The sequence below is a fragment of the Corynebacterium sp. HMSC22B11 genome, from assembly GCF_001815965.1.
Classification (GTDB): Bacteria; Actinomycetota; Actinomycetes; order Mycobacteriales; family Mycobacteriaceae; genus Corynebacterium.
In genome coordinates this window covers 50,789-73,715 of sequence record NZ_KV823482.1, presented here as the reverse complement: position 1 = coordinate 73,715, position 22,927 = coordinate 50,789, and the positions used below count along the sequence as shown (strand labels likewise).

Sequence of the window (22,927 nt, the reverse complement as noted above, 5' to 3'; positions counted from 1 at the left end):
TGTGGGAGAGTAAGACGCCGCCGGCATTAAACTTGATAATAAGAAGCAGCGAGCTGGATCTCGTCCTTAGGGACAGGTTCGGCTCGCTGCTTTTTGCGTTGCCCCCTTATGTTCTGTGGTCCCCTGCGACAATTTCCTCTAGGTGGCACACGCATTTTGGCCTCCTCACCGCAGTGCCTCATACTTATTAACGATCATGTGTGGTGAGAAGAACCCGGTTATGGAGGTCACAACCATGGCTACCCGTGGTGCCGAACAATCGCCCCTAACGCCTGAAGCAGGCGTAGCCGCACGAGCTGTGAATCTGGTCAAGACCTATGGCCACGGCGAGGCCCAAGTGAAGGCTCTCGACCACGTGGACGTTGCCTTCGAGAAAAACCGCTTCACAGCGATCATGGGGCCCTCCGGGTCTGGGAAGTCAACGCTTATGCACTGCATGGCAGCCCTCGATAGCCCCACCAGTGGCCAGACCTACATCGGCGACACTGAACTTTCTGAACTCAACGAAAAGCAGATTACAAGCCTGCGCCGCGATCGCCTCGGATTTATCTTCCAGGCTTTCAACTTGGTCCCGACCTTGACCGCCGCGGAAAACATCACCCTGCCGCTCGACGTTGCCGGCAAGAAGGTTGATTCTTCCTGGTTTCAAGAAGTCACCACGCGCCTCGGCCTGGCAGAACGACTTAACCACCGACCCAGTGAGCTCTCGGGTGGCCAGCAACAACGCGTCGCCTGTGCACGCGCACTCGTCGCCCGACCAGAGATCATTTTTGGCGACGAGCCAACCGGCAACCTGGACTCGAACAGTTCCCAAGAAGTGCTCGACATCCTCCGCACAGCGGTCGACCACGACGACCAGACCGTCGTCATTGTGACTCACGACCCCAAGGCAGCCAGCTACGCCGACCGGGTGCTTTTCCTCGCGGACGGCAGGGTCGTCCACGAGCTGGAACAACCCAGCGCAGAAGACATCCTCGCAACTATGAGCAGAATCGAGGACTACTGATGCCCAAGCGCACCAAAGGGGCCCGCGTCAGTGGGACAGCAGCGGTAGGGCGCCTGAGCCTTCGCACCATTGCAGCACATAAGGTCAGGCTGCTGCTGACAGTCCTCGCCGTCGTTCTCGGAACCGCGTTTATCGCAGGCTCCCTCATGTTCACAGCGGGACTCTCCCGAACCTTTGACTCGCTCGTCGACGGGGAGATGAAGAACGTCGATGCTGTGGTGAGCGCCTCGCCCTCCCCACACGGTGGCACCAGCGACGGTGGGGACGCTCAGCCCACCGGTGCGGAACAAAAAAATTCTGGGGACACACCGGAAACCGCTGGCGAGGGCCAAGCTATCAGCGAGGTGCCGGATGCCACGGGGGCACCGGCCGACCGTGCAGCGGCGCAACCTCAAGCGGCGTCCAGTCGTCGCATCAGTGAGGACGACCTCCGTCGTATTCAAGAGATGCCCCAAGTCAGCCAGGTGAATATCGCTGACCAGGTGCAAGCAGTCGCCGCCAGGGAAAACGGCGAGACTTTGAACTCCGCCCCTGCGCCAACGATGCTGCAGCCCTTCTACAACGGCGAAGAATCGGTTAAAGGCGAGACTCATATCGTCGATGGCGCCGCGCCCACAGACACTGGTGACGTGGCGATCAACGCCACCGCCGCGGAGGCCCATGGCATCAAGGTTGGGGACCGGCTGAAGGTCGTCACGTCGCGGGCGCAGGACGAGGTCACCGTCACCGGTATTTACGATTCCGATATCGAAACCGGCGGCTTCATCGGGCTATCAGTTGCCGCCGACACCTTTAAGGAAAAATTCCTCCAGTCCGGGGAGCCACGCACCCTTTACGTCGGCGCGGCCCCCGGCACCACCGCTGAGGAGCTTGTCGATAGTTTGGCCACCGAGTTCCCCTACATCGTCCAGACGGGGGAGGAAGTCTCCGAGGAGCTTTCCGCTGAGATCTCGAAGGCGCTTAGCTTCGTCAGCTACTTCCTGGTCGCCTTCGGGCTCGTGGGGCTGCTGGTGGGAACCTTCATCATCGCGAACACCTTCTCGATGATCGTGGCGCAGCGGATGCGGGAATTCGCTCTACTCCGCGCCCTAGGTGTTTCCCGTGGCCAACTCACTTCCTCTGTGGTTCTCGAGGCGGCGGTCGTGGGTGTTGTCGGCTCGGCTCTCGGTGTGCTTGCCGGAATGGGGCTAGTGAAGGCCATCTATGCGGTTCTCGAAAGCACTGGTGCGGGGCTCCCTGCGGGCGGGATCGTCCTGACACCTTTGGCGGTCGCGCTCCCCATGATCGTCGGAGTGCTCGTCACCATCCTCAGTGCGTGGGCACCCGCCCGCAGTGCAGGGGCCACTCGCCCCGTCGAGGCCATGCGTTCCGGTGACGCCAGCAGCTCCAGCTCCCTGGTGGGGCGCACCATTGCCGGAGGGCTCGCCTTCGCGGTCGGTGTCGCTATTGCCCTCGCCGGGGCGCTCGGCGACGGCTGGAGCACGAAGACGCGGGCCATTCTGGTCGGGGTCGCTGCGGTCCTTGTCATCCTGGGGACGTTCCTGGCTTCACCGGCGGTCGCGCGTCGCGCTGTGCCAGCGATCGGCCGGGTTGTTGGGCTGCCTTTCGGCACCGTCGGCGCACTCGCGCGGAAGAACTCCGCCCGGAACCCACGGCGCACCGCCACCACCGCCTTCGCCCTCACCCTGGGACTGGCGCTCGTCGGAGCCGTCGGGATGCTGGGAGCGTCGATGAAGGCCTCCGTGGCCGAGGTGACCGAAACCGCAGTGAAGGCCGACTTCGTGGCGACGGGTCCGTCGAATAGCGGCTTCCCCGTCCCCAACGGTGCCGTTGGTGCGGTGCAGGAGACCCCGGGGGTGGGTACCGTCGGAGTGATGGGCAGCTCCCTCGTGAACATCGAGGGCATCGGCGCTTTCGCCGGGCAGCCCTTCGCGAACTACTACGGGGGTAACCCCAACGACGGCATCGTGGTCGAGACCGTCGAGGGCACAACAGATCTCGCGGAAGAGGGCTTCATCGCGGATACCAAGACCGCCGCCTCCCACGGCTGGAAGGTCGGCGAAAGCTACCCAGCCCACCTCGGCAAGGTTTCGGCTGGAAAGAAACTCCCTCTGCTCGGCACCTACGAGCCCAATCAGGCGCTCGGCCCCTACGTGTTGAGCCGGGCCGGAGTGGAGAGCGTGCAGCCCTCCGCTCAGGGGCAGTGGCCCGGCCAAATCATGGCCCTTATGGTCACAGCGGTGCCGGGGGAGGGCGGTGGTGACCACAGCGCTCCGGGCGAGCTTCAAGAAGCGCTTCGGGAGGCAACCAAGGACTACATCGTGGTACAGGTCCTCACCCCAGCGGAGGCTTCGGGTGAGGCTGCCGTCATGGTCGACCAGATGCTCAACATCCTCTACGCGCTGCTGGCGCTAGCCATCATCGTGGCCATCCTCGGGATCGTGAACACGCTGGCATTGAACGTGATCGAGAGGCGCCAGGAGATCGGTATGCTTCGCGCGATCGGCACGATGCGCGGCCAGATCCGCCGCATGATCACCCTGGAGGCCGTGCAGATCGCGGTGTATGGGGCGATCGTTGGTGTCCTCATCGGGCTCGGCCTGGGCTGGGCTTTCGTCACGGTCCTCGCGGGGGAGGGGCTGGAAGAACTCGCCGTCCCGTGGCTGCAACTGGTGCTTATGCTCCTTGGCTCCGCGCTCGTGGGCGTGGTTGCCGCCGCCTGGCCCGCGATCAAGGCGGGTCGTACCCCTCCGCTGGAGGCCATCGCGGATTAGGGAAAGCCGGCCGCCACTGTGGGGGGGTGGCTGGCAGCCCACGGTCATGTTTGGGACGGGGCACTACCAGCGCAAATATAGTTTTCCTAAAGCAATTACCTCGTTTTGCCAACAAATTACCAACGTGTGATGTTTAATCCCTCCTATGACGAAGATCACACGAGGGGGACGGCCGTGGCGAGCTCGTTCCGCATCTTTCATTGCCACCAGTATTCTTTCCACCACTCTGATCGCAGGGGCCGGGTTCGTCGCGCACGCTGACGAATCCTCCTCGAAGGACCAGGATTTCGGCGCAACGCTGTCCTCCGTTGGTTCCAGCGAGGGCGGGGCCCTCGGTTCCTCCGGCACGGGGAAGGCGCCGGAGCAGGGCGATCATGACGCCTTCTACGACACTGATGGCGTCACCACGACCACTCCGGGTGAGATCCTCAAGACCGAGACTGTGCCTTATAACCCCGCACCGCGGGGCATGAAGGGCTACGTCCCGAAGACCGTCGACCGCATCATGTACACCACCACCAACGCACACGGCGAGCTCACCCCGGTGACTGGCTACATCATGGAGCCGCGCGCCGAGTGGAAGGGTAAGGGCGAGCGCCCGACCGTCATTATCGGCCGCGGCACCGTCGGCCAAGGCGATAAGTGCGCCCCGACCCGCAACTGGCCGCTGCACAACCTCCAGGACCCGGTCCAGAGCGGGCGTGGTGTCAACCTCGAGGGTATCTACGACGTCGCGTTCGCCAAGTACGGCGTGCGCGTCATCGTCACCGACTACATCGGCATGGGCACCGACGAGGTTCACACCTACATGAACCGCCTCGACCAGGCCCACGCGATGATCGACGCGGGCCGCGCGGCGCGCAACATCGTCGAGAAGAATGGCGGGAAGTTCGGGAAGGTCGCCTTCTACGGCCACTCCCAGGGTGGCGGCGCGTCCACCGCGGCCGTCGAGGAGGCCCCGAACTACGGCAAGGACCTCGACGTCGCGGGTGCCTACGCCTCCGCGCCACCGGCAGACCTGAACGCCGTGCAGCAGAATATCGACGGCTCCGACCTGATGGGCGCAATCGGCTTCACCATCAACGGCATGCTGGCCCGCTACCCGGAGCTGCGTCCGCTGCTGGAGGAGCACCTCAACGAGGAGGGTGAGAAGGCCCTTGCCGCCACCGCCGAGATGTGCACCGACGAGATCATGGATAACTTCGGCCACCAGGAGACCCGCAACTGGACCAAGGACGGCCGCTCCCTGACCGAGCTGCTCAAGGATATGCCGGATGCGCAGAAGGCCCTGGAGGATCAGAAGATCGGTAACGGCAAGCCCGAGGCCCCAGTCATGATTGTCTCTGGCCGCTACGACCGCAACGTCGAGTACAACCAGGCGAAGGTCCTGGCGAAGACCTGGCGCAACAAGGGCGCCAGCGTCGTCTACAAGGATGACTTCATGCCACCGATCGGCGAGTACAACCACCTCGCCCAGGCCGCAACCGGAGCGCCGTACGGCCTGGACTTCATTATCGCCCGCTTCAACGACCTGCCGGTCAAGGGCGAGGGTGGCGACTACACCACCGAGTCCTCCCTGCAGGGCTCCAGCCAGTCCTCCTCCGAGGGCTACGGCCTCCTGGGTTCCAGCCAGCCCTTCCTGGGCAGCTCCGCCCGGGACTAAGTACTAGCCGAAGCTAGTGCCAGCGGGTCGCAGGCCGGCGGCTCCGGCGAAGCCCGCAGCGTACGCTGCGGGCTTTTAGCCGTTGAGCTCGCGGCTGGCGATCTCCGCACCCCCGACGAGGGACTGCAGCTTCGCCCATGCGATCTGCTCGTGGAGGCGACCGCCCAGGCCACAGTCCGTCGACGCGATGACGTTCTCCGGGCCGACGAGCTCAGCGAACTGAATGATGCGATCCGCGACCAGGCGCGGGTGCTCCACCACATTCGTGGAGTGGGAGACTACACCCGGGTAGATCACGGTGCCCTCCGGCAGCTTGTGGTCCTGCCAGACACGCCACTCGTGGGCGTGGCGTGGTGAAGCGCCCTCGAAGGAGTAGCCGCCGACCTCGGCGCGCAGGATCTCCTCGACGATATCGCCGAACGGCACGTCGGTGACGTGCGGGCCGTGCCAGGAACCCCAGCAGATGTGCAGGCGGGTCTGCTCGCGCGGCAGATCCTTTACGGCGTGGTTGATGGCGTCCACACGGGTGCGGATGTATGCCCGGTAGTCCTCGATGGACGGCTCCGGGTTGATCTGGTCCCAGGATTCCGCCAGCGACGGGTCGTCGATGGATACGGTCAGGCCGGCGTCAGTGATGGCGCGGTACTCTTCCGCCATCGCGTCGGCACAGGCCCAGACGACGTCCTCATCCGTCTCGTAGTACTCGTTCTTCAGGCGGGCCGCGGATCCCGGGGACAGGGCGGCGACGAAGCCTTCCGTGGCGCCGGTCTTCTTCATCGCGTTGGTCAGCAGCTGGACGTCGGTGTCGATCTGCTCCTTGCCAATGTAGGTGATCGGGCCGGTGATCTTCGGGTTACCGACGGAGGCGCGGTTGGTGAGGATGCCGGAGGCTGGGTCCTCGTATGCCTCGCGGAAGAGGGTGCGGTCACGGCGGTCGGCGAAGCTGGTCAGGCGGATGTTGCCCGGCTCGGAGCGGATAGCCTCCTGGTTGGCCCAGCGGTCCTCGTCGGTCATGGTCAGCCCACCCAGGCGGGAGAAGCTGTAGTTCCACCAGGCGCCGTAGTCGACGGCACCGCTGGTGACGTGGCCGTATTCGCCCTCGTTGATGATGCTCACGCCCATCTCGTGCTGCTTGGCGACGACCTTGTCGATGGACTCCTGCAGGATGCCCAGGAAGTCCTCACGCTCGATCTCGCCGGCGGCGAACTTGTTATTGACCTCGAGTAGTTCCTTCGTACGCGGCAGGCTGCCGACGTGCGTGGTTTTGATGTTGACGCTCATCGTCTGTTTTCGCTTTCCTTGGTCGTGGGGCCAGCGTTGCCACTGGCTGTGGGTGTTGCCCAGTGTATCTATGCCGGGAGACGGCCTGAATGAGTGGGGCTGGTAGACCGCCGGGCCATGCCTGTGCCGCGACCAGAGCCGTGTCTGGGAGGGGAACTAAGATCGAAGGCATGACCGATGGTGAGAAGAACAGCACTGATCAAAACGCCAAGACCCTGGGGGCCACCCCGAACTCCGATATCGCGAGCCTGCCGGGGGCACACCGCGATGTGCAGGAAGGCGTGGAGCCGCTGACCCCTGCCGAGCAGCTGGTGCAGCTCAATAACTTCTTCGAGGACAACTACCCGGAGATCTTCCGCTCGCTGACGACCGACGAAGGGGCGGAATACACGCAGCAGGGTCAGCCGGTTCCGCAGGAACTTACAGCGGCCACGGAGCGCATGTGGTCGAAGGTCCCGGACTTGCTGACTCACAGCAGCCAGCTGGTGTTGGGCGCAGGTCTGGATCACGCGATGCCGCACGTGGCGTTCTGCCGGGAAGGTATTAGCTCCGCGGCGTGGCCGGTGGGGCAACCTGGCGTCGCCGAGCTTCCGCAGGGCGTGGGCGCGACGGTGCTGCGCCCGGACGAGCCCACCGGTGCGCTCGCGATCTCTCTGCACGGTGGGCCGGGCTGGTTCGGTGATCAGCAGGCGCACGAGCAGCTCTGGCAGCCGTTGTTCGCAGCGCTGGCCCAGCAGTCCGGCGTCACCATCGTGGATCTGACCTATCCGCTGCCCCTGGCTGGCGGCGATGGCGCGCGGGGCTGGGAGGCGACGGTCGCGGCCGTGGGACAGGCCTTCGACGCCGTGCGCGGCAGCGCCGAGGCCCTGGGCTGCGATGAGGCTCGGGCCGGAATCGTGGCATTCGGCTCCGGATTGGTCGCTGCAGCCCAGGCCCTGCGCGAAGCGGCGTGGGTGGCGGCGCTGAGCCCACGTATCGCGGGCCCGCTGGAGGAACTGGAGGGGGAGAAGCTGGGTATTCCGGCACTGCTTTCTATTGCCAGCGAGGACTCGCGCGCCACCCCGGCGGAGCGCGCGGCGAGCTTCGCGAAGTCCGTTTTCTCCGAGGTCGACACCCAGGAGTTCCTGAGTGAGCACATCATCGCTCCGCCGACCGTGTGGCGCGAGCGGGTGAGCGCGGCAGGGCAGTGGCTAGCCCGCTGCTAAGCGTCGAGCGCTGCACGTTGCGGTAGGAGCGCGGTAGCGGCGCGGCGCTGTTTCCTGCCCGGGGGTTTGTGCAGGCTGCTTGTTAGGTGCCCGGTCGTCTATCGGGTGCCATCAGTAACCCGACGTGGGGAGAGTGACATTACCCCCGCCCTTGGTCTTCGTTGAACAATCCTATAAAGTGACCTAAATCACTGATGGAAAGGTGCGACTATGACCACGAATCCCAACCAGGCTGAAACACAGCCAGGAGCAGCCTCTACCCCAGTGGACAGCACTGACGCCAAGGCCGCTAAGGCAAAGCGACGGGCCACCCGCGCAACCACTATGGGTGCCATGTTCCTGATGGCCACCAGCGCCATCGGCCCAGGCTTCATCACGCAGACCAGCGTGTTCACCGTCCAGCTGGGCGCCGCCTTCGCCTTCGCGATCCTGGTGTCGATCCTCGTGGACATCGCCATCCAGCTGAACGTCTGGCGCGTCCTCGGTGTCTCCGGGATGCGAGCCAATGAGCTCGGCAACGCGGTCGTCCCAGGCCTCGGCTGGGTCATGGGCGCGTTCGTCTTCGTGGGCGGCCTGATCTTCAACATCGGCAACATCGGTGGCGCGGGCCTCGGCACGAACGCAATGCTCGGCATAGATCCCATCATCGGTGGTGCGATCTCGGCGCTGGTCGCCGCCCTGGTCTTCCTCTCTAAGTGGGCTGGTGCAGCTCTGGACCGCATCGTCGTGATCCTCGGTGCCCTGATGATCCTGCTGATGATCTACGTGGCCATCGTATCCGCCCCACCCGTCGGTGAGGCGCTGAAGCAGACCGTGGTTCCGGATCAGATCGACTTCGTCATCATCACCACCCTCATCGGCGGAACGGTTGGCGGCTACATCACCTTCTCCGGCGCCCACCGCCTCATCGACTCCGGCCTGACCGGCCCGGAGCACGCCAAGGACATCACCCGCGTCTCCGTCACCGGCATCCTCGTCACCGGCGTGATGCGCACCCTGCTCTTCCTCGCCATCTTCGGCGTCGTCGCTTCCGGTGTGGCCCTGTCCGGCGACAACATCGCCGCCGATGCCTTCCGCGCCGCCGCCGGCGAGATCGGCGTCCGCTTCTTCGGCATCGTCCTGTGGGCCGCCGGCCTGACCTCCGTCATCGGCGCGTCCTTCACCTCCGTGAGCTTCGTGACCACGCAGAAGATCGCACCGCGCACCCGCAACCTGCTGACCCTCGCATTCATCCTGGTCTGTGCCGTCGCCTACGTCATCCTGAACCAGGCGCCGCAGAAGCTGCTGATCTTCGCCGGTGCGTTCAACGGCCTGATCCTGCCGATCGGCTTCGGCGTGGTGCTGTGGGTGGCCTGGCGTCGCCGCGACCTGCTGAAGGGCTACAAGTACCCGGTGTGGCTGTGGTCCATTGGTGCGATCACCTGGCTGCTGACCCTCTGGCTCGGCTGGCGCTCCCTCTCCGGGATCGTCGCCATGTGGGCCTAGGCGAGGAGGAGGTCGAGATGAGTACCAGCACGCACGAGATGTCGCCGGCAGCTGCCCGCGCTGCCTTCCGCGAGGGACTCGCCGTGCCGACCACCGGTTACTCGGATGGTTACGCGCAGGCCAACCTCATGGTCCTGCCGAAGGAGTACGCCTTCGACTTCCTGCTTTTTGCCCAGCGCAACCCCAAGCCCTGCCCCATCCTCGGGGTGCTCGAGCCGGGTCAGCTGAACTCCGAGCTGCTGCCCGATGGGGACATCCGCACCGACATCCCGAAGTACCGCGTCTACCGCGACGGTGAGCTGGCAGGCGAGTACCCGGATGTCACCGAGTTCTGGCGCGACGACCTCGTCAGCTTCCTCATCGGCTGCTCATTCACCTTCGAAGGTGCCCTGCTGGATAACGGCATTCCGGTCGCCCACATCGAACAGGGACGCAACGTACCGATGTACAAGACGTCGATCCCGACCGCCCCCGCGGGGAGGTTCCACGGTCCCCTGGTCGTCTCGATGCGGCCGATCCCGGCGTCCCAGATTGCGGACGCCGTCCGCGTGACCTCCCGCTACCCGGCGGTCCACGGTGCGCCGGTGCACGTGGGGGACCCCGCCGCGATCGGTATTAGCGACCTTGCGTCCCCTGACTACGGCGACGCCGTCGAGATCCCGGACGGGCACATCCCGGTGTTCTGGGCCTGTGGTGTGACCCCGCAGGCCGCGGTGATGGAGACCAAGCCCAGCCTGGCGATCGCCCACGCGCCGGGACACATGCTGGTCACCGACGCCCGCGACCTGCAGTACCAGGTTCCCTAAACCGCGCGTTGTCGCCCAGGGGGTTAGTGGGCGAGGTACTTCTGCACCGCGGTGGGGGTGGAGACTAGCGAGTCCTCCAGGATGTCCGCGGCCTCGTCGAAGTCCATCCGCTCGAGGGCGTCCATGATTTCGCGATTCTTCGCCACGAACGGGGCGTGAAATTCGGGCTCCGCCTCCAGGACCTGGAGGAAGGCCAGGCGCATCAGCGCGAGAATGCGGTCCATCATGTCCTCGACCATCGAAGAACCCACCCCGGCGACGATCACCCGGTGGAAGCGCTGGTTCGCGTCCGCGACCTTCGCCAGGTCACCCTCCTCGAGGGCCTGTTCCGCCGCGGCGACGATCGTCGAGAGGCGGGGGACGTCCACATCCGCGGTGCGCAGCGCGTTCGGCTCGATGAACGCGCGGGCGGTATAGAAGTCCGCGACATCCGCTACCGTGGGCTTGGCGATGAATACGCCGCGGTGGTGGATTCGGGTCACCAGGCCCTGGCTCGCGAGCTCGGCGAAGCCTTCGCGCAGGGTATTACGGGACACGTCCAGGTGCTCAGCGAGCTGCACCTCGTTGAGCTTTTCCCCGGGCTGATAGCGCCCGCGGGAGATCTCCTGGCGGAGTTGATTGGCGACCGTTTGGGACCTCATGATGAACAATCCTAGGCAACGCTGCTGCCATGCACGAAGCCAGGACGCAGTTAAGGAGCCGCCCAGCGCATAGGCTCAGTGCGTAGGAAGAGGCCCCACGGGGCGAGTCAATACCCGTGGGGCCTCCGCGCGAGGGGAGGGGCTGGCTCCGGCGGCACGCCGCGGTCAGCTCGCTCTAGGGCTCTAGCTGATGCGGGCCAGGACCTCGCCCTGGGCCACAGAGTCTCCCTCGGCGATGTCGGAGCGGTGCAGCGTGCCCGCAGCCGGCGCCTTGACCGGGGACTCCATCTTCATCGCCTCGATGATCGCCACAGTGTCGCCCTCCGCGACCTCAGCGCCGTCCTCGACCTTCCAGCTGATGAGCACACCGGCATAAGGGGAGGTGATCGCATCCGCGCCCGCAGGCTCGGAGGCAGCGGAACCGGCGGAGGTCTTCGCTGCTGCGCCCTCTGCGCCAGCTGACCCCTGCGCCGGGGCAGCGCCCAGCCCGGAGAGCACGCTCATCGGCAGGCCCACCCGGTGCAGCTTGCCGTCGATCTCGATGTTGACCTCCGTGCGCTCCGTGTACGCGGCTTCCACGTCGGTGTTGCCATCCCCGAAGCCCGGGACGTACTCCTTATCCACCCAGTCCGTGTACACATCCAGGTGATCCTCGGCGAAGGCCGGGTGGTGGATGATGTCCTTGTGGAACGGGATGACCGTGCGCACGCCCTCGATCTTCAGGTCCCGCAGCGCCTCCTCGGAGCGGCGCAGCGCCACCTGGCGGTTCGGGCCCCACACGATGAGCTTCGCGATCAGCGAGTCGTAGCTGCCTGGGATGGTGGACCCGGAGCGCACGCCGGTATCCACGCGGACGCCGGGGCCGGTCGGCGGCTCGAAGGTCCGGACCAGACCCGGGCAGGGGACGAAGCCGTTCGCGGCGTCCTCGGCATTGATGCGGAACTCGAAGGCGTGGCCGGTCGGGGCGGGGTCGGCGTCGAAGGAGAGCTCCAGGCCAGCGGCGATGCGGAACTGCTCCTGGACGATGTCCACCCCGGAGACCACCTCGGTGACTGGGTGCTCAACCTGGACGCGGGTGTTGACCTCGAGGAAGGAGACGGTGCCGTCCTCGGCGACGATGAACTCCACCGTGCCGGCGCCGGTGTAGCCAGCCTCGCGGCAGATCTCGCGGGCACCCTCGTAGATGGAGGTGTTCTGCTCATCCGCCAGGAACGGCGCCGGGGCCTCCTCGACGAGCTTCTGGAAGCGGCGCTGCACGGAGCAGTCGCGGGTGCCGACGATGTGGACGTTGCCGTGGGTATCCGCCAGCACCTGCGCCTCGACGTGGCGCGGCTTGGTGAGGAACTTCTCCACGTAGCACTCGCCGCGACCGAAGGCAGCCTTGGCCTCGCGGCCCGCGGAGGCGAAGCCCTCCTCGATGTCCGCTTCCTCGTGCACGACCTTCAGTCCACGGCCACCGCCACCGAAGGCCGCCTTGATGGCGATCGGCATGCCGTGCTCGGCGGCGAAGTCCCGGGCCTCCTCCCAGCTCTCGATCGGCTGGTCGGTGCCGGGGGCCAGCGGGGCGCCGACCTTGGTGGCCAGCTGGCGGGCCGCGACCTTATCGCCCAGGGTCTCGATGGCCTCCGGGGAGGGGCCGACCCACACCAGCCCGGCGTCCTGCACGGCGCGGGCGAAGTCCGCGTTCTCGGCGAGGAAGCCGTAGCCCGGGTGCACGCAGTCCGCGCCGCTGCGGGCCGCGATGTCCAGCAGCGCCGGGATGTTCATGTAGGTATCGGCGGCGGACTCCCCACGCAGCGGGTAGGCCTCGTCCGCGAAGACGGGGTGCTGGTTATCTGCATCCGCGTCGGAGTACACCGCGACCGATTCGATGCCCAGGTCGCGGGCGGCGCGCGCGATGCGCACGGCGATCTCGCCGCGGTTGGCGATGAGGACCTTCTTCAGCGGCAGGGCTGGGGTCGGTTGTTCGTTGTAGAAGGTGCTCACTGTTCTTCCTCCTGGGTATCGGTGTTCTGGTCGGTGGGGTTGATCGGCAGTTCTGCCAGCGTGTCGGGGTCGACGGCACGGAAGGTGACGGTGCTGCCGGGCGGGAGCTGACCGGCGGCGTCCATGTCCTCTGGGATGACCGTCGCGATGACGGGGTACCCGCCGGTGACGGGGTGGTCGGCGAGGAAGAGCACGGGCAGGCCATTGGGCGGGACCTGAATGGAGCCGGGCAGCATGCCTTCGCTGGCCAGCTCCTCCTCGCGGTCGCGGGTCAGCTCGGCACCCTCGGGGCCGGTCATGCGCAGTCCGATGCGGTTGGACTGGCCGGAAACCTCCCAGGTCGTGCTGAGGAAGTCCCGCACGGTCTGTTCGGCGAACCAGTCGTCGCGGGGGCCGAGGACGCAGCGCAGGGTTGTGGCGTTCGTGCTGTCCGCCGGGTTGAGGATGGTGGGGTCCACCGCGGTGCGCGTGGCTCGCCCGGCCTTGAGCAGGTCGCCGTCCGCGAGTGGTGCCGGTCCCATACCGGATAGGACGTCGCTCGCGGCGGAATCGAGGACGGTATCCGTGGCGAGCCCGCCGCGGATCGCCACGTAGTTGCGGGCCCCGGTGCCGGTGGGGCGCACGGCGAGCTCCTCGCCCGCGAGCAGCCCGATCGGCTGTGCGAGGGCCTTAGTCGCCTTGTGGCCACTGCGGGTGCTGACCTCCACCGTGGCCTCTGCACCGGTGACCGCGAGGACGGTGTCCACGTTCGCGGTGATGCGCAGTCCGCCGATGTTCTCAATGACGGCGGCGCTGGAGCGGTTACCCACCGCGGCGTTGGCTGCGCGGGCGCTGGCTCGGTCGAGCGCGCCGGATCGGGTCACGCCAATATCACCGTGGCCCGGGCGGCCGCGGTCCTGCACGAGGCTGAGCAGGCCGGCGTCCGTGAGGGTCGCGACCGGGCGACCAAGGATGGCCGCCGGGGTGCGGCTGTGCTGGGAGGCCGCCTTGCCGGACCCCGCATTCGAGGACGCCGCGCCGCTGGCCTCGGCGCGGACCGCGCGGTAACGCACGATATCGCCGGGGTTCAGCAACGCCGGGTGTTCGGCGCTTGGGTCCCACATGGGGGTCTTGGTGTGGCCGAGCAGCTGCCAGCCACCGGGGGACTGGCGCGGGTAGACGGCGGAGAACTCGCCGGCCAGGCCGACCGCACCCGCGGGCACCGCGGTGCGGGGGTTGGCGCGCCGGGGCACGTTCCACTCGAAGTTCTCGGCCCCCTCGCTGGTGCTGGCGTCGGCAGGCACGCAGTAGGTGAAGCCGGGCGCGAAGCCACCGAAGGCGGCCATCCACGCCTGGCTGGTGTGGCGGTTGATGAGTTCCTCGGTGCTGATGCTCAGGTGCTCGGCGGTGCTGGCCAGGTCCTCGCCGTCATAGATCACGTCGATCGTGACCTCACGTGGGGTGGTTTGGCCAGCGGCAGCGGGGGAGAACCCGGCCAGCGTTTCCACCGCACGCTGGGCATCACGCGGGGTGGCGAACTCCAGCAGCACGGTGCGGGCGGCGGCGATGGCCGAGGTCTGCCCGGCCAGTGGCTGAGCCGTCAGCGCTGCGTGCCAGGTCATGACCTCTGCGAGCTCGGGGAGGTCGACCAGGAGGGCACGCGTTCCCGCCCGGTGGATGGTTCGAGGCGTCAGTGGTGCGTCGGTCATAGGAAGGACCTCACAGCAATGCCTTCGCTATCCAGGCTGGCAGCGATGTGCTCGGCCATGGCGACCGCGCCGGGGGAGTCCCCGTGGATGCATACGGATTCGGCTCCGATGCTGATCTCGCTGCCGTCCACTGCGGTGAGCGTGCCCTCGGTGGCGAGGCGGAGGACGCGCTCGGCCACGGCGTCCGGGTCGTGGAGGACGGCGTTGGACTCGCGGCGGGAGACCAGGGTGCCGTCCGGGTTGTAATTGCGGTCAGCAAAGGCCTCACGGACGGCGCGCAGCCCGGCGGCCTCGGCCTTCTCGATCGCGATGGAGCCGGGGAGCAGCAGCAGGGGCAGGTCGCCGAAGGCCTTCACTCCGTCGACGACGGCCTGGGCCTGGGCCTCGTGGTGCACGATCGTGTTGTAGAGCGCGCCGTGGGGCTTGACGTAGGAGACCTTGGTGCCGTGGGAACGGGCCAGTGCGTCGAGGGCGCCGATTTGGTACAGCACCTCGTCTGCAAGCTCGGCGGGAGCGTAGTCGATGAAGCGGCGGCCGAAGCCGGGCTTGTCGCGGTAGCCGACGTGGGCTCCGATGGTCACGCCGCGCTCGGCGGCAGCCTCGAGGGTCTGGGCGATGTCGTGCGGGTCGCCGGCGTGGAAGCCGCAGGCGGTGTTCGCAGAGGAGACGACGCAGATCATGGCGGCGTCGTCACCCACCGGGTTGCCGGCGTTTGATTCTCCGAGATCGGCGTTTAAGTCGATGAACTGTGCGGAGGTCAAAAGGATCAGCTCCTCCAGAAATTGTTGAACAGTACCTCGAGTGTACGCTGCGTCACGTTTCTGGCGAAGCTAAATGCTGCTTCTCGGGGGTTCTACCCCGTGCGCTGCTGATGAGTCGCTGGCGAGCTGTTGCCGGCTACGGGCTACTTGCCCTGGTCAGACTTGAGGAGTTGTTCGGCAAGCCCGCGAAGGATGGTGATTCCTTCCTGAAGAGCCGCATGCTGCTCCTCGGAGAGCTGCTCGAGGGCTGCGGCAACCACCTCGTCGCGGGCGCGGTTGGCCTTGTCCGCGACCTCTTTGCCGTGCTGGGTGAGTTCGACGCGGACGATGCGTCCGTCCTCCGGCGTCGAGACGCGACGCACGTGTCCCCATCCCTCCAGGCGGGAGACGTGCTGGCTCATTGTCGGCTGGGCGACGTCCTTAATCTCCGCGAGCTCGGACATTGTTAGCGGGCCGTCTTCCAGCGCGGTCAGTGTGGCGAGTTGAGAGGTGGTGAGGCCAGAGGCGTGATCGACGCGGCGGAGCATGTGGACGCTGGAGCGGATCGATTCGCGCGTCTCGGCGGCGAGGTCAACGAGGCGATCGTTGGGGGTCATGGCACCAGGGCTTTCGGGGCTCAGGGTGTGCCCACCGGATATGGCGGGGTGGTGAGGGGCTGTGCGGGGGCAGGATGACCCGCTCCCGCTGGGACTTTGCATCCCGTTGTTGAGGGTGTTTATAGCCTATTTGCGTTCGTCGCGCAAAACCACGAGGCTGTGGCGGTCCTTCTGGACTTCCTCCCAGCGGTCAATCAGCCCCTCCAGGCGGCGCCACTGATTAGACGGGATCGCCCGCTCGGCGTCCTTCCACACCTTCTCGTCGCTGGTTCCCCAGGCCACCGGCATCGGCAGAACCTCCTGGAAGAGCTCTGAGCGACGGGAACGCTGTGCACCCGTCACCGCCATCGACGGCACCCGAGCCCCGACCTCGCGCGGCACCCCGGGGATGGAGGTCACCGTGCGGGCGGCCAGTGCTGGCTCGATCAGGTTCGGACCCGGGTTGGCCTTCGACTTCGTGCTGGCGTCCACCAGAGAGAGCAGCACCATGTCGCGCGGATTGACCTTCGCGATGACTGCCGGGGCCAGCTGGTACATGTCGTAATACTGCTGCGGGCTGCCCATCGCCTTCGGGAGTGCGGGGATGATGATCCAGCACAGGGCGCCGAAGATACCCAGCGAGATCGTGAACCCGATCGTGCGCCCCTGCCAACCATTGACGGCCACCAGGATGGCGATGATTACAAACATCAGTGCGCCCAGGATCGCGGCGGAAATCTGCAGGCGCTTCGCATCTCGGAAGAACTCATTGTGCTTCCGCGCGTAGTCCTCCTCGACGGGGACATGAAACTCAGTCATTGCTGAAATGTGCCTTCCTTATTAATTATTTTCCACCGGATCCGGCAGGTCCGCCGCATCCATGATGCCGTAGCCATAACCCTGCTCCGCGAGGAAACGCATGCGGTGGGCTGCGTAGTCAGCATCGAGCGTATCCCGCGTGACAACGGTATAGAAAAAGGCGCCACCACCATCCGGCTTCGGCCGCAGAATGCGACCCAAGCGCTGCGCTTCCTCCTGCCGGGAACCAAACGTGCCCGAGATCTGGATCGCCACGCTAGCCCCCGGGAGGTCGATCGAGAAGTTCGCGACCTTAGACACCGCCAGCGTCGTGATCTCCCCATCCCGGAACTGCTGATAGAGCTTTTCCCGCTTCGCGGTGCTGGTCTTGCCGTCGATGACCGGCACATCCAGCTCCTCGGCGATCTCCTCCAGCTGGTCCACGTAGGCGCCGATGATCAGACCAGGCTCCTCCGGGTGCATCGCGAGCAGCTTCTTGACCACGCGGTTCTTCGCCGGGGTGGTGGCCGCTAGCCGGTACTTATCGGCCTGCTCGGCGGTCGCATACACCATCCGTTCGGATTCGCTGAGCTGCACGCGCACCTCAGTACAGTCTGCCGGCGCGATCCACCCCTGGGCCTCGATGTCCTTCCACGGCGCGTCGTAGCGCTTCGGGCCGATGAGGCTGAACACATCGCCCTCCCGACCGTCCTCGCGCACCAGCGTCGCCGTCAAACCCAGACGGCGGCGGGACTGCAGGTCGGAGGTCATGCGGAACACCGGCGCGGGCAGCAAGTGAACCTCGTCGTAAATGATCAGCCCCCAGTCGCGGGAGTCGAACAGCTCCAGCGCGCGGAATTCGCCCTTCGTCTTCCGCGTGACCACCTGGTACGTGGCGATGGTGACGGGGCGGATCTCCTTCTTCTCGCCGGAGTATTCGCCGATCTCGTCCGGGGTCAGGCTCGTGCGGCGCAGCAGTTCGTCGCGCCACTGGCGGCCCGCCACGGTGTTCGTCACGAGGATCAGGGTCGTGGCCTTCGCCTTGGACATCGCGGCCGCGCCCACCATCGTCTTACCAGCACCACAGGGCAGGACGACGACGCCGGAGCCACCCTCCCAGAAGCTGTCCGCGGCGAGCTGCTGGTAGTCGCGCAGCTCCCAGTCCTCATGCTCCGTGGACAGGTCGATCGGGTGCGCCTCGCCGTCCACGTAACCGGCCTCGTCCTCTGCCGGCCAGCCAACCTTCAGCAGTTCCTGTTTGAGCCGGCCACGCTCGGAGGGGTGGACGATGACGGTGTCCGCGTCGATCTGCTCGCCCAGCATCGGCTTGATCTTCCGGTGTCGTTGGATCTCCGCCAGGACGGCGGCGTCCCGGGACTCGATCACCAGGCCGTGTGCGGGGTGCTTGACCAAGGTGAGCCGACCATAGCGGTCCATCGTCTCCGCGATGTCGATCAGCAGGGGTTGGGGGACGGGGAAGCGGCTGTACTCCTCCAGTACGTGGACGACCTGCTCGGCGTCGTGGCCGGCGGCGCGGGCGTTCCACAGAGCCAGCGGGGTGATGCGGTAGGTGTGCACGTGCTCTGGGGCGCGCTCCAGTTCCGCGAACGGGGCCAGCGCGTTGCGTGCCTCCTGCGCCTGTTCGTGGTCGATTTCCAGCAGCACGGTCTTATCCGACTGCACAATGAGCGGTCCGTTTCCAATGCCCACGCTGTGTGTCACTTCCTTTTTGTTTATCGACGCCACCGCGACGGTGTTGCTCAAGCCAAAGACATCATTTTACGCTGCAGTGGTGCGAACACTCGTGCTCCACTATGCTGAGACCCATGATTGCTCAGACGGGAAATCTGCGCCAATGGCAGTATTTCGTGGCTTTAGCGGAGACCGGTAGTTTTACAGCGGCGGCAGCGCGACTGGGAGTGAGTCAGCCGCCTGTCTCCAATGCCATTAAGCGCTTAGAAGCTGGTGTAGGTACACCGCTATTTATCCGAGGGGCGGGGGAAGTGAAACTAACCGAGGCAGGGTTGACCTTGCTTCCATATGCCCGGGTGATTAATCGCGATCTTCAGACTATGCATTCGATGATTGACGGTATCCGAAGTGGTGCGCAAAGCGGGTTTCGTTTGGCCATCAGTAGTGCGCTTCCAAGCGAGATAGGATCGCGTATTGCAGCAAAGGCACAGCAGCATGATGGAGTAGTTTTGTCGTCACTGCCTTCTGTTGAGATTCTTGCCCGTGTTGAAGAAGGCGCTATTCATGCGGGGCTTGTTCAAGCTCCGGTTCCCTTGGGTACTCACCGCAGTGCGAGGCAGTTTTCTCTGTCACGTGATCTAGTGGTGCCGCCGGGGTATTCAAGGTTGGATAAGACCTTGTCTCAATTGAATCTGCTGGTGGAGAACCTGAATGACAATTCAAGTGCAGCCAGTGGTTTGGCGAGAGAGCTATTTCGGTCGGGTGTGTCTTGCGAAATTAATGATTCAGAGGATGCTCTAGGTAGGGGCTTATTGATTGGAAGAGGGGAGGGGATGTCTTTGGTATTTCGCGGTTTTCACCAGTTTGACAATGCTATTGAGCTTCCTTCCCGTTTCGATTTTTCCGTGGATGTAGTGGTTCGCCGAGGTGGGATGGACAATGGCGCCGAGGCCATGGCGGTCGCCGAAAGAATTTGTCGAAGGATTAACCAATGACTGCACGGATGGAGATGGCCCTGGAAAACGTGTTGACGCGGTCGGGGTGTGAGGGATGGTGGTGTGCATCGCGACTGCACGATGGGGTGACTATCGGACGCAAACAAGACGAGAAAATTACGGTGGCATCCTTATATAAAATCCGGCTCCTCCACCTCACTTTGGAAGCGATTCAACGAGGTGATCTGGATCCTCGTCTTCGTGTTGACGTTGCACCGTCCAAAGGAACTTACGAAGGGTATGGGTTCGCTGCCTTTGATGACGCAGTGAACGTGAGTCTCCGAGACTTAATGAAACAAGTCGCATCGGTGTCAGATAACGTGGCCGCCCACGAGATTTTGCGTCTACTGCCTGCGTGGGCTCGAGAAGCATTTCTTAAACGGTTTCCACCTCATTATGACTTGCAAGATCGGAATAGCTTAGTGACGGCGGAGAAACAATTGCGTCAATATGTTCAATCCCAAGGGGGGAGTAGTACAGATATAGCGTTTTCTGCAGTCTCTTCGTTGGCGGAAATAACTAATGACTTGGAACAGGTTTGGAAAGACGATAGTGCAGCGGTACGTCGATCTATGTGTGAACTCTTGGGGTTGCAGGTGTGGCGTCACCGTGTTCCTTCAGGCTTTCCTCCAAGCGGCGTTGATATCTATGGAAAAACGGGCACTGTAGGACTTCTCCATGGTGAAGCTTCGATTATCCAGGTTGAGGGCGAGGAGCCCATTGTGGTGTCCATCATGCTGAAACAGGTGGTGCCAGAACAAGCAATGAGTACTCACGATGGTGCTATTGGCGAAGTGGCTAGACTGCTCGTGGACGCTCTTCGTTAGAATTTCTGCCACTTGAATACACACTTCTACCAGCGCCTATATGTGAATGAAATGAGACAATTGCATTATGTGATATTGGTGGCATCCAATGCGTCTCACTTAACGTCACTCCCATGATGACTAAGCACAATCGTTTCCGTCAGTCGGTGATTGCACTCTGTTCGCTCTCCGCAGTGATGTTGAGCAGCTGTTCAGCTCTACCGTGGGAATCAGACTCAGACGTATTTCTCAAAGCTTTCAACGCGGGAGATGACAGCAAGGCTGCACGGTATCTGGATCATCCAGACCCGGAGCGCGCCCTTCATGAATTTCGGCAGTCACTTCATGGTGTGAAGGTCAACATCGAAAAATCTGATATTTCCAATGGAAAGCAGAATACTCATGTGACTTGGTCCAAAGATGGTGTGGAGTTGGAGAGCAATGGTCGGCTCGTCCTTAGTGGACAGGATGGTAAGCCTCAATGGTTGCCTTCGATCTTCGACGCTCAGTTGAGCGATGATTCCGCACTCTTTTTTGCTGAAGATAAACAGTACGATCTTCCAATTAAAGATCGCTTGGGCAATGAATATATGACCTGGACGAAAGTTATTCAGGTACGAGGTCGCAAAGATATAGCCTCTAGAGCGCAGGAATTGGCCCAGATTTTTGCACCAGTGTCTCCCACAACGACTAAGGAGTGGATCGAGCAGACCTTGGGAGAGTCTCAGGATGAAGACACCGTGCTCCTCACTTTGAGGCAGGAAGAATTCCGGAAGATACAAGAGCAACTTAGGACCTTTGAGGGAATTTCCACTGTGGAGCAGGGGCGTCTCTTAAGCGTGTCCAAAACTCTTAACTCTCCGCTGGATGCTGAATTGAACAAATATTGGGAGTCAGTGCTCGATGCTAATTCAGGATGGTCGATACGCGCTGAGAGTTCACAAGGTATGACGACGGTAGCCTCTGAGCCGCCTCGCCGAGTTCAGCCAATCGCAACCACTCTGGATAACACACTGCAAAGCGCAGCAAAACAAGCAGTGGACAGTGAGCAACGTGCCGCAGTTCTAGTCGTGCTCAATCCTAGAACAGGAGGTGTCCTTGCCGTTGCACAAAATGACAAGGCAAATAACCAAGGGCCAATCGCACTCACCGGGCTATTCCCACCGGGATCGACGTTCAAAACTGTGACCACAGCGGCGGCACTAGAGGCAGGGGCAGTCAGCATGGATGAGGAACTACCTTGTCCTAGCAATATCACCGTCGCTGGACGCAAGATTCCCAACGATCATGACTTCGATCTAGGTAGCGTTCGACTGGAAGAAGCTTTCGCCCAATCATGTAACACAACCCAAGCGGTCATTTCGGATCGTTTGGGAGAAGATGATCTGCAACGGACTGCTTTAGAACTCGGAATTGGCTCCGACTTCGACGTACCAGGGATGACCACACTTACTGGTTCGGTGCCGCGGACACCGGCTGGACCTCCTCGTGTGGAGGCTTCTATTGGACAGGGCGAGGTTCTAGCTAGTCCATTTGGGATTGCGCTCATGCAATCGACTGTCGCTAACGGCGGCTTGCTTGTTCCTCCACAGCTCATTCAAGGCGAACAGACAGTAGTGAATAAACAGGCAGACCAGCATGTCAGCGATACAACTATTCAAAGCCTCCGGACGATGATGAAATCAACAGTTGACCACGGTTCAGCTAGGTCGTTGAGTGATCTTAGTGCACTTGGCGGAAAGACTGGTACAGCAGAAATTGATGGCAAGCTTTCCAATGGCTGGTTCGCTGGAACGACAGGGGAATTGGCGATTGCGTCCCTTGTAATCGAAGGAGATTCTTCTCAGCCAGCTGTGGAAATGGCCGGGCGTTTCCTTCGCTCGCCGGATGTTCAGAAATTCTCTGGAATTCAATAAACTTGCGTCATAACCTCTAGCACGGCACGTCCACCGCAGCGATGCGGTGGGGTTGGATCGTGAGGCTCTCCCCGGTGGATTCGAGCACCGCGGAGATGGTGGAGGGGGTCATCATCACGATGGAGATCCAGTCATGGCTGGTGGCACCCGCATAGTCCACGTAGTGCAGGCGCACCTGTGTGCCCGCGGTATAGGCGCGGCGCAGCTCGGACATGATCTCCCGCGGCGAGCGGAAGGTCCGGGTGTCCGAGGCCTTCGTGCCGTCCGCCGGGTCCACGGCGATGGCCTGGTCGTGGGCGCGGCGAAAACCCTCCACGGCGCCGTCGATCTCCGAGGCGATCTCGGTGGAGTCCCCAGTGATGTCCATGATGTTGCGCTGGGGAGTATCCACGCGAGACGGGACACGAGCCGAGTGGGGTTCGGTGGCGGAGCCCTGCTGGAATGCCCTGGTGGCGTCGTCAATCAAATACCGCAGGGACTGGGGAACGGACGAGAGACCGCCGGGGGACATGCGATCCAGGAAGGCCTCGATGTCCTTCCATGGGGCGTCATAGCGCTTCGGCCCGATCAGGCTGAATACGTCGCCTTCGCGGCCGTCCTCGCGCACCAGGGTGGCGGTGAGCCCCAGACGGCGGCGGGACTGCAGGTCGGAGGTCATGCGGAACACCGGGGCAGGCAGCAGGTGAACCTCGTCGTAAATGATTAAGCCCCAGTCGCGGGAGTCGAACAGCTCCAGCGCCCGGTATTCGCCCTTCGACTTGCGCGTGACCACTTGGTAGGTGGCGATGGTCACGGGGCGGATCTCCTTCTTCTCTCCGGAGTATTCGCCGATCTCGTCCGGGGTCAGGC

17 protein-coding genes and 1 pseudogene are annotated in these 22,927 nt (G+C 63.7%); 9 read left to right on the top strand and 9 right to left on the bottom strand.

Features of this window, described 5'->3' with window-relative positions; all coding sequences use genetic code 11:
• The first annotated feature begins 235 nt into the window (after window positions 1-235).
• The 3 genes from HMPREF3088_RS03450 (at window position 236) to HMPREF3088_RS03440 (ending at window position 5,443) form a co-directional block, all read left to right on the top strand.
• A complete protein-coding gene (locus tag HMPREF3088_RS03450; protein WP_070758463.1) occupies window positions 236-1,006 on the top strand; it encodes an ABC transporter ATP-binding protein in 771 nt (256 codons plus the stop codon).
• Window positions 1,006-3,780: an ABC transporter permease gene (locus tag HMPREF3088_RS03445; RefSeq protein WP_070758456.1), complete on the top strand. Its 2,775-nt coding sequence runs from the start codon at window positions 1,006-1,008 to the stop codon at window positions 3,778-3,780. The genes HMPREF3088_RS03450 and HMPREF3088_RS03445 overlap by 1 nt, the downstream gene beginning before the upstream one ends.
• A gap of 145 nt (window positions 3,781-3,925) precedes the next feature.
• On the top strand, window positions 3,926-5,443 hold the full coding sequence (locus HMPREF3088_RS03440; RefSeq protein ID WP_070758455.1) for an alpha/beta fold hydrolase: 1,518 nt from the start codon (window positions 3,926-3,928) through the stop codon (window positions 5,441-5,443).
• 75 nt (window positions 5,444-5,518) lie between these two features.
• Here HMPREF3088_RS03440 and HMPREF3088_RS03435 read toward each other — a convergent pair whose 3' ends face one another.
• Entirely contained in the window at window positions 5,519-6,724 is a 1,206-nt protein-coding gene (locus HMPREF3088_RS03435; protein ID WP_070758454.1) for a cobalamin-independent methionine synthase II family protein, read from the bottom strand.
• A gap of 170 nt (window positions 6,725-6,894) precedes the next feature.
• On the opposite strand from HMPREF3088_RS03435, the gene HMPREF3088_RS03430 reads away from it, so the two are divergent.
• From HMPREF3088_RS03430 to HMPREF3088_RS03420, 3 genes are all read left to right on the top strand, one after another.
• Complete coding sequence (locus HMPREF3088_RS03430) at window positions 6,895-7,929, top strand: hypothetical protein (RefSeq protein WP_070758453.1); 1,035 nt, start codon at window positions 6,895-6,897, stop codon at window positions 7,927-7,929.
• Between the two features lie 210 nt (window positions 7,930-8,139).
• Window positions 8,140-9,414, top strand: coding sequence for an NRAMP family divalent metal transporter (locus tag HMPREF3088_RS03425; protein WP_070758452.1), 1,275 nt, complete (start codon window positions 8,140-8,142; stop codon window positions 9,412-9,414).
• Between the two features lie 17 nt (window positions 9,415-9,431).
• A complete protein-coding gene (locus tag HMPREF3088_RS03420; RefSeq protein ID WP_070758462.1) occupies window positions 9,432-10,220 on the top strand; it encodes a putative hydro-lyase in 789 nt (262 codons plus the stop codon).
• Window positions 10,221-10,243: 23 nt separating this feature from the next.
• Here HMPREF3088_RS03420 and HMPREF3088_RS03415 read toward each other — a convergent pair whose 3' ends face one another.
• The 7 genes from HMPREF3088_RS03415 to HMPREF3088_RS03385 form a co-directional block, all read right to left on the bottom strand.
• The gene (locus HMPREF3088_RS03415) at window positions 10,244-10,861 is read right to left on the bottom strand and encodes a GntR family transcriptional regulator (RefSeq protein WP_070758451.1); all 618 of its coding nucleotides are present in this window, start codon (window positions 10,859-10,861) and stop codon (window positions 10,244-10,246) included.
• Between the two features lie 183 nt (window positions 10,862-11,044).
• The gene (locus HMPREF3088_RS03410; protein WP_070758450.1) at window positions 11,045-12,847 is read right to left on the bottom strand and encodes an acetyl/propionyl/methylcrotonyl-CoA carboxylase subunit alpha; all 1,803 of its coding nucleotides are present in this window, start codon (window positions 12,845-12,847) and stop codon (window positions 11,045-11,047) included.
• Complete coding sequence (locus HMPREF3088_RS03405) at window positions 12,844-14,535, bottom strand: 5-oxoprolinase subunit B/C family protein (RefSeq protein WP_070758449.1); 1,692 nt, start codon at window positions 14,533-14,535, stop codon at window positions 12,844-12,846. The genes HMPREF3088_RS03410 and HMPREF3088_RS03405 overlap by 4 nt, the downstream gene beginning before the upstream one ends.
• Window positions 14,532-15,296, bottom strand: coding sequence for a LamB/YcsF family protein (locus tag HMPREF3088_RS03400; protein WP_070758448.1), 765 nt, complete (start codon window positions 15,294-15,296; stop codon window positions 14,532-14,534). Before HMPREF3088_RS03400 ends, HMPREF3088_RS03405 begins: the two co-directional genes overlap by 4 nt.
• A gap of 143 nt (window positions 15,297-15,439) precedes the next feature.
• Window positions 15,440-15,892 carry a MarR family winged helix-turn-helix transcriptional regulator gene (locus tag HMPREF3088_RS03395; RefSeq protein WP_070758447.1) on the bottom strand — a complete coding sequence of 151 codons (453 nt, stop codon included), beginning with the start codon at window positions 15,890-15,892 and terminating at the stop codon, window positions 15,440-15,442.
• 126 nt (window positions 15,893-16,018) lie between these two features.
• Window positions 16,019-16,690, bottom strand: a complete 672-nt coding sequence (locus HMPREF3088_RS03390; protein WP_012360811.1) for a DUF3239 domain-containing protein — start codon at window positions 16,688-16,690, stop codon at window positions 16,019-16,021.
• 21 nt (window positions 16,691-16,711) lie between these two features.
• Window positions 16,712-18,379, bottom strand: coding sequence for a DNA repair helicase XPB (locus HMPREF3088_RS03385; RefSeq protein WP_070758446.1), 1,668 nt, complete (start codon window positions 18,377-18,379; stop codon window positions 16,712-16,714).
• A 116-nt stretch (window positions 18,380-18,495) separates the two neighbouring features.
• On the opposite strand from HMPREF3088_RS03385, the gene HMPREF3088_RS10100 reads away from it, so the two are divergent.
• The 3 genes from HMPREF3088_RS10100 to pbp2m all read left to right on the top strand — a co-directional run bounded on the left by HMPREF3088_RS10100 (window position 18,496) and on the right by pbp2m (window position 22,078).
• A complete protein-coding gene (locus HMPREF3088_RS10100; protein ID WP_012360809.1) occupies window positions 18,496-19,356 on the top strand; it encodes a LysR family transcriptional regulator in 861 nt (286 codons plus the stop codon).
• Window positions 19,353-20,183 (top strand): serine hydrolase, encoded by an 831-nt coding sequence (locus HMPREF3088_RS10095; protein ID WP_012360808.1) that lies wholly within the window; start codon window positions 19,353-19,355, stop codon window positions 20,181-20,183. Before HMPREF3088_RS10100 ends, HMPREF3088_RS10095 begins: the two co-directional genes overlap by 4 nt.
• A gap of 113 nt (window positions 20,184-20,296) precedes the next feature.
• Window positions 20,297-22,078, top strand: coding sequence for a penicillin-binding protein PBP2M (pbp2m, locus tag HMPREF3088_RS10090; protein WP_083317313.1), 1,782 nt, complete (start codon window positions 20,297-20,299; stop codon window positions 22,076-22,078).
• A 526-nt stretch (window positions 22,079-22,604) separates the two neighbouring features.
• On the opposite strand, the pseudogene HMPREF3088_RS10850 reads toward pbp2m, so the two are convergent.
• Window positions 22,605-22,927: pseudogene (locus HMPREF3088_RS10850) on the bottom strand (DEAD/DEAH box helicase family protein); the annotation flags it as partial.